This is a genomic window from Occallatibacter sp., assembly GCF_036502485.1.
Lineage (GTDB): Bacteria > Acidobacteriota > Terriglobia > Terriglobales > Acidobacteriaceae > Telmatobacter.
Window position 1 is genome coordinate 1 of the sequence record NZ_DASXYM010000040.1, and the last position, 7036, is coordinate 7036.

Below are 7036 nucleotides of genomic sequence, written 5' to 3' on the forward strand. Positions count from 1 at the left end.
CAGGCGCAGAGTACTCGCTGGCAGATCAGGCCTACGCAACCCTGCTGGCCAGGTTGGCGGCGCAGAACTTCGATGGCACCACGCCTCAATTGCGCGATAACATTTTGGCCTTTTACACCGATCGCTCGCTGCCCATCCAGAGCCGGGAAGATCCGGCGCACTGGGCCCGCCTTTTGACCGATCTGGGGGCATTGAAGTCCGCTCCACTTTTGCATGTTTCCGACCCGCCGGTGCCACTTTCCAATTGATTTGCTCCCTTGTTCTGGGTACGACCCATAAATGCCTACGTATGGCGTCAAGTTTCAGATAGGCCGGTCTGGACGGGCGTGAGGTAAGGTACAGGTTTTGTCACGGCCGGATCGAGTAGATCCGGCCATTGAGTTTGCGGGGTTTAGGGGGCAGGTTTTTCGAGGGCTTTTGTCACGGCGCTGATGCGCTTGTGAGCGTCACAGAGAACGGGCTTCTGCAACTGGGTGGCGTGGTGGATCTTCTCGGTATCGAGAAGCACGTGGTTGAGGGAAGAGCGCAGTTCGGCCATGGTGGCGACGGCAGAGAGATATCCCCGGCCGGCTGCGTAAAGCAGCGCGGCCGGGGTGGCGATGATGGCGAGACAGACGAGCAGGACAACCCAGTCCTGGTTCATGCGACATGCTCCTGAGCGGTTGAGATGGACTGTTTGAGGACCCGCTGCACGGTGGCCGTGGAGACGCGGTAGGTCTTGGCGATCGTGCGCAGGCTGCAGCCGTGAGCGCGATCGCGGCGGATGGCTTCGTTATCGAGTTGGAGCGGCGTTCGTCCGATGTGTCGGTCTTCGAGGCGGGCGCGCCTCATGCCGGCGCGGACCCGCTCGATAATAAGGTTGCGTTCGAGCTCGGCGATGGCTCCGATGATCACCACCAGGGCGCGGCCCAACGGGCCGGCGGTGTCGATCTGCTCGCGGAAGCTGACGAACTCGACATTGAGCCGGTTGAGTTCATCGAGCACATCGAGGAAGTGCCTCACGGACCGGGCGATCCGGTCCGAGGCCCACACCAGCACAACATCGAACTGGCCGCGGCGGGCGCCGGTCATCAGCTGGTCGAGACCGGGCCGCTTGGCTTTGGTTCCGGAGATCCGGTGTGATATTGCGCCCTACTCCCGGGAGTACAACTCGATTCGCCAGAACGTACTTGGCGCCTCCAGGGAAGACACATCCCTTCGCATCGAGTACGACCAGATCGTCGATCGCGTGCAGCAGACCAAGGATTCCGGCATCAAGATGGATGACCGGCGGTTTACCGCTCCGGTTGAGGAGATATCGGGCACCGTCGAGTCCGCCGGCGCCTGGGGAGTGTCGCTCAAGGAGTACCCGGGACGCACCTTCAAGTTCTCGACTGTCGGCCTGAGCGCGGCCGATATGGCAGCGCGCCTGCTCGGCGAGCAGAATGACCTGGTCTTTCCATCCTGACCCACCAAAACTCCCTCGCGCGGGCGCCCGGCAGCAGCGTCTCCCATCCACTCTGCTCAGGCTCCTCGAACCATCAGCCGGTAGTCGCGCCGAGATCGGATGGCCTATCCCGGCAAGCCAGGAGTTCGGCGCTTTGAGAAGGTCGTCCGTTTTGCGACAATCGGTCCGATCAAAGCTGGCTGGCTTGCCAAGAATAAAGGCAAGTGGATCCCTCACCACGACGGCAAGTTGGCATTCAAACAGTATTCCGACCCAGAGCAGTTCATGAAGCGGGCCCGAGAGCTTTACTACGTCTGGAAATCCGCCCAACCAGATGGCGATGAATTGCTGGAGGACGAAGTGTCAGAGTCAGTTCATACCACTCTCGAGGAGGCGGAGGAACTTGCTTGGACCGAAATCGAAAAGTACATGCAAAACATTCAGCCTTTCGATCTTCAGACACTCGTGGCAGCGCTGCTAAAGGGCATGGGGTACCTCGTTTCTTGGATCTCCCCGCCTGGGCTAGATCAGGGAATAGACATTCTGGCGCACACAGACCCGCTCGGAACTCAAAATCCTCGTATCAAGGTGCAAGTTAAGCGCCGAGCAGACGCAGTCGACGTTGCCGGGCTTCGATCCTCTCTCGCAGTGTTGGGAGACGGGGACGTTGGCATATTCGTATGCACCGGCGGATTCACTTCGGCGGCTGATTTGGAGGCACGAATGCTAGAAAAGCGAAAAATTACGTTGGTAGGAATTGAGAGGCTTTTTGATCCTGGATTCAGCATCCCAACGAGATCGACGGAGCCGAAAAGCGTCTTTTGCCTCTGAGGCCCGTTTACTACATCGCCGGTGGGAAATAGAGGGCTTCCTGACTTTGTGACTTAGCGTCATGGACAGATTAGAAGTGCCTCTCGCACCGAAACAATTGGATCAGATATTAAGGACACAGATGTAAAACGGACAACACCAAAACCTCGTTGGGTTCATCTGGAATATCGCGAACAAGCTACGCCGCCCTTATCGCCCCCTCAGTACAGGAAATCACCGAAGCCTGGAGACAGACGGGAAGTGCCCGCTAGTTTTCAGCCGATGACTCCCTGGCTTCAAAGCCGAATTGACCTTGCCACCTGTCCACCGCCGATTTCACCGGCCGTCTTCCGCAAGGTTTCAAGCTTTCCGAGAGATGTGGGTTACTCCCACTGAGCGGGATGAGGAAAGTCTGGACTTGAGAGGTTTCCCATTGACAGCCCCGGCCGTGGCTGACACAATCCCTGCATCTCGCGGGTAAAGATTCCTCCCTTAGTCAGCCTCCGGTTGTGCAAGGTCAATATCGGGAACACCGTCGATTCCTGCTGGACCACAGCCTGCATGCTGCCCCACCTCCGCGCGCGCAAGCGGCGGATAAGGCTGTTCGGAGACCTTTCATGCTGATTCGCCTTCCCCTTGGTCTGGACCTGTTTTTCTCCTCTACAGTCTTCAACGAGGCACCACGCGTCGTTGGCCGCGGTGCATTCCGCCGGGGAATGAAGTCGGCAGTGCGCCGTCCTTTCCTCTGCTCGGGCGCAATGTCGGCCGCTCTCACGTTGGCGGCTCTGCTGGCACTTTGCCCTGTTCCGGCAAATGCCCAGCAGGCGAAGCGGCTTGGTATGAATCCGCCGGTGCTGCCTCATGGCCACACATCGAGCAGTCCGTCAGCGCAGGGACTCCCCAGTCCCAGCCCTGACAGCTCCCCTGGACCCAGCACGTCACTCAGTTCCTCTGCATGGACGGCGCTTGGGCCTGCTCCGCTGGACTCGGGAACGAGCTTCGGGCCGGGCTCGGAGGGACTGGTAAGCGGTCGCATCGCCGCCATCGCGGCCGATCCCACTGATGTCAACACGATCTACGCGGCGCCTGCCGGCGGCGGCGTATGGAAGACCGTGGACGGGGGCTCCACGTGGACGCCTTTGACTGACGGCCAGGCGACGCTTGCCATGGGTGCCATTGCCGTGGCGCCGTCGAACCATCTGCGCGTCTATGCGGGCACAGGGGAGGCAAATAACTCGGAGGACAGCAATCACGGCCAGGGGATTCTGGTCTCCAGCGATGGAGGCGCAACCTGGGTTCTGACAACGGCGGCCGGCGCATTTACGCGAAATGTCATCGGGCAGATCGCGATAGATCCCACCAATCCAGACGTGGCCTACGCGGCAGTGGGCGGATATCCCCAGAACGGGCAGGAAAGCGCCAACACGGGCATCTGGAAGACGACCAACGCCGGCTCCACCTGGACGAACGTTACATTCGCGGCGTCGTTGACCAACACGACGACGTGGTCGTCAGTTGTCGTCGATCCGAATACTCCTTCTATCGTTTACGCGGCTGTGGGAGACCCGTTCAGCGTTTCCGCGAGCGTCTATAGGTCTTCAAACGGCGGGAGCACATGGACGAACCTGGGCAACCCGCCGGGAGGGAGAATAGCTCTTGCCGTCTCGCCGTCTGCGGCGATTACGGGGAGCCACGTTCTCTACGTGGCTGCTTCCTCCCCGACGAATTTCGGTCTGGCTTATTTTGGCCGTTCCGACAATGCCGACGCGACCACGCCCGCCTTTGCCAACTTGACCTCCGGCACACCCGATTTCCTGGGCGGCGGAAACTCAGGCGGCGGGCAGGGCTGGTACGACATTGCCGTCAACGTAGATCCCTCTGGTGTTGTTTACTGCGCCGGAGTCATAAATTATGCTACCGGCACTCATCTGGTGATCCGGTCGTCGAATCTAGGCGTGACTTGGAGCGATATCACCTCCATCGGTGGATTCACACCTCACACCGATAGTCATGCCATCGCGTTCGACAAGAACAACCGCATGATTCTAGGCAGTGATGGAGGTGTGTTCCGCTATGATCCGGTGACGCCTGGCTGGACCGATCTCAACTCGAACCTCAGCACCATCCAATTCGTTGGGATCGGCCTTCACCCCACCCAGATTGGGACCGTAATAGGCGGAAGCCAGGATAATGGCACTGAATTGTACGGCAATGCGCTCCAGTGGGGGGAGGTGAATGGGGGCGATGGCGGATTTGCGCAGTTCAGCCAAACGAACCCGAGTCATTGTTACGGCGAGTTCCCAGACGGAGGTTTCTTCCGATCACTGTCTGGCTGCACCTCCGGGACCTGGGTGAATGCGGGTCCGGGCGACGCCGGCAACTTCTATTCGCCATTCGTCGTCGACCCAACGAACGGCGATCACGTGCTCTTTGCAGGCGTCCGTGTGTTTGAATCGACCAATGCCGGCACCAGTTGGACTCCGGTGGGGAGTACAGGGGTGCACGGCTTCAATCCGCTCGGCAACGCCGTGGATACGGTGGCGCTCTCTCCCGCCAGCAGCGGTCATGTCGAGGTCATCTACGCTGCCACCGGCGGAAGTTTTTCCTCTTCGAGCCAGATTTTTGTAACCATCAATCAGGGCGGCTTGTGGACGGAGGTGGATCTGCCCAGCTGCGCGAAGAACTCGTCTCTCGGCATAGGCTGCCGGGTGAACCAGGTGGTGGTAGATCTGAACGATCCCACAGGCAATACGGCGATCGCCGTCACCGCCAACTACAGCTCAACCGGCAGCAGCCATGTATTCAGAACGACGAATGCCGGCACGACGTGGACCGATATCACGGCCAATCTTCCCAATCAGCCCGGCTGGTCAGCACAGGTGGATACCGACCCGAACCACACCATGTATGTCTCAATGGAAGCGGGCGTTTATTTCTCCACGAATCCTTACTCCACCTGGGCCCTCTATGGCACGGGGCTGCCTAATGCGCAGGGTGCGGACCTCGAACTGAACCGCAGTCTGCACGCATTAGGTGTCGGCACCCACGGCCGCGGCGCCTGGGAGATATACACGCCTGCCCACATAACAAATGTAAGCACCACCGCGGCGGCTGGAACTTACGGGGCGGGCGCCGTCATCCCGATCGTTGTCACATTTACGACCCCAGTGAATGTGAGCGGGACTCCGCTGCTGACGTTGAATACGTCGCCAACGAGCCAGGTAAGCTACTCTTCGGGCTCGGGCACAAACTCTCTCACCTTCAATTACACCGTTGGCTCGGGCCAGAGCACAGCCGGCAATCTCGATGCAACGAGCCTGAGCCTGAATGGCGGCACGATTGCGGACGCGTACAGCACTTCCGCGCTTTTGGGATTGTTCCCGCCCGGGACCGCCGGATCTTTGAGTTCCAACGTCGCCATTCACATTTTGAGCGCCCAGCCGGCAGTTATCACGTCGCCGGCTCCCGGGAGCACTCTTACCAGCAGTACGGCAGCCTTTTCATGGACGACGGGAACGGGTGTCACCCAATACAGTCTGCACGTGGGCACGACGGGAGCGGGTTCCACGAATATCTTTGGAGGCGTAGTAGCCGGCCAGAGCAAGAGCATTCCGGGGATTCCGACCACAGGAGGCACGCTGTATGTGCGCCTTTACTCGCAGATCGCCGGAGCATGGCAATTCAATGACTACACCTACACCGAAGCAAGCCCCGCCTCAACGGCAGTGATGACGTCTCCTGCGCCAGGCAGCACTTTCACGGGATCGACGGTATTCTTCTCGTGGACGACGGGATCGCAGGTCACTCAGTACAGTCTGCACGTAGGCACAACGGGAGCGGGTTCCACGAGCATCTTCGGGGGAGCGGTAGCCGGCCAGAGCAAGAGCATCCCGGGAATTCCGACCACCGGGGGAACGGTGTACGTTCGCCTTTACTCGCAGATTGCCGGAGCATGGCAGTTCAACGACTATACCTACACGGAGGCAAGCCCCGCGGCGAAGGCAGTGATGACGTCTCCTGCGCCGGGTAGCACGCTCACGGGGTCGACGGTACTGTTCTCGTGGACGACGGGATCGCAAGTCACTCAGTACAGTCTGCACGTGGGCACGACGGGAGCGGGTTCCACGGATATCTTCGGCGGAGCGGTAGCCGGCCAGAGCAAGAGCATCTCGGGGATTCCGACCACCGGGGGAACGCTGTACGTTCGCCTTTACTCGCAGATTGCCGGAGCATGGCAGTTCAACGACTATACCTACACCGAGGCAAGCCCCGCCGCAAAGGCAGTGATAACTTCTCCTGCGCCGGGTAGCACGCTCACGGGATCGACGGTACTGTTCTCGTGGACGACGGGATCGCAAGTTACTCAGTACAGTCTGCACGTGGGCACGACGGGAGCGGGTTCCACGGATATCTTCGGCGGAGCGGTAGCCGGCCAGAGCAAGAGCGTCTCGGGGATTCCAACCACCGGAGGCACACTGTATGTGCGGCTTTACTCGCTGATTGCCGGAGCATGGCAGTTCAACGACTACACCTACACGGAGCAGTAGGAGAAAGGGGAGTCGCGGTTTTGTAGCGCCGTTGACTCCCCTCGTTCACAACAACCAGATAAATCGCCGGACAAGTAACCGGCGCTCCATCCGGCCTTTGCCGCTGTACGCGGGTTCATTGCAAGCTGGCGCGAAGGTGCTGCTGGCCGCCCATGAAGGCACTCACCAGCGGTAGAGCGCCAGGCTATCCAGGTAGACTGTCGAACTGCCGCTTCCGCTGAAGGCACCGTCGATCTGGAAGTTCGTGAGAATT

General features: G+C 59.8%; 6 protein-coding genes. 4 read left to right on the forward strand and 2 right to left on the reverse strand.

The genetic code is table 11. The annotated features are described in order from the left end of the window. The coding region (locus VGL22_RS06445; RefSeq protein ID WP_465266078.1) for a hypothetical protein at positions 1-248 on the forward strand (248 nt) is incomplete at its 5' end. Positions 249-391: 143 nt separating this feature from the next. On the opposite strand, the gene VGL22_RS06450 is transcribed toward VGL22_RS06445, so the two are convergent. Together VGL22_RS06450 and VGL22_RS06455 are read right to left on the reverse strand one after the other, a co-directional pair. Continuing rightward, on the reverse strand, positions 392-643 hold the full coding sequence (locus VGL22_RS06450; protein ID WP_465266079.1) for a hypothetical protein: 252 nt from the start codon (positions 641-643) through the stop codon (positions 392-394). Further along, entirely contained in the window at positions 640-1071 is a 432-nt protein-coding gene (locus VGL22_RS06455; protein ID WP_465266080.1) for a recombinase family protein, read from the reverse strand. Before VGL22_RS06455 ends, VGL22_RS06450 begins: the two co-directional genes overlap by 4 nt. A 22-nt stretch (positions 1072-1093) precedes the next feature. Here VGL22_RS06455 and VGL22_RS06460 point away from each other — a divergent pair, with 22 nt between their 5' ends. The 3 genes from VGL22_RS06460 to VGL22_RS06470 all read left to right on the forward strand — a co-directional run bounded on the left by VGL22_RS06460 (position 1094) and on the right by VGL22_RS06470 (position 6783). Beyond that, positions 1094-1447, forward strand: a complete 354-nt coding sequence (locus VGL22_RS06460; protein ID WP_465266081.1) for a hypothetical protein — start codon at positions 1094-1096, stop codon at positions 1445-1447. A gap of 99 nt (positions 1448-1546) precedes the next feature. Then, the gene (locus tag VGL22_RS06465) at positions 1547-2257 is read left to right on the forward strand and encodes a restriction endonuclease (RefSeq protein ID WP_465266082.1); all 711 of its coding nucleotides are present in this window, start codon (positions 1547-1549) and stop codon (positions 2255-2257) included. Between the two features lie 596 nt (positions 2258-2853). Then, positions 2854-6783 (forward strand): hypothetical protein, encoded by a 3930-nt coding sequence (locus VGL22_RS06470; RefSeq protein WP_465266083.1) that lies wholly within the window; start codon positions 2854-2856, stop codon positions 6781-6783. The last annotated feature ends 253 nt before the right edge of the window (positions 6784-7036 follow it).

Coding starts and splice junctions, on each gene's coding strand:
- VGL22_RS06450 (WP_465266079.1), bottom strand. CDS start 643: ATGAACCAGGACTGGGTTGTCCTGCTCGTCTGTCTCGCCATCATCGCC.
- VGL22_RS06470 (WP_465266083.1), top strand. CDS start 2,854: ATGCTGATTCGCCTTCCCCTTGGTCTGGACCTGTTTTTCTCCTCTACA.
- VGL22_RS06455 (WP_465266080.1), bottom strand. CDS start 1,071: ATGACCGGCGCCCGCCGCGGCCAGTTCGATGTTGTGCTGGTGTGGGCC.
- VGL22_RS06465 (WP_465266082.1), top strand. CDS start 1,547: ATGGCCTATCCCGGCAAGCCAGGAGTTCGGCGCTTTGAGAAGGTCGTC.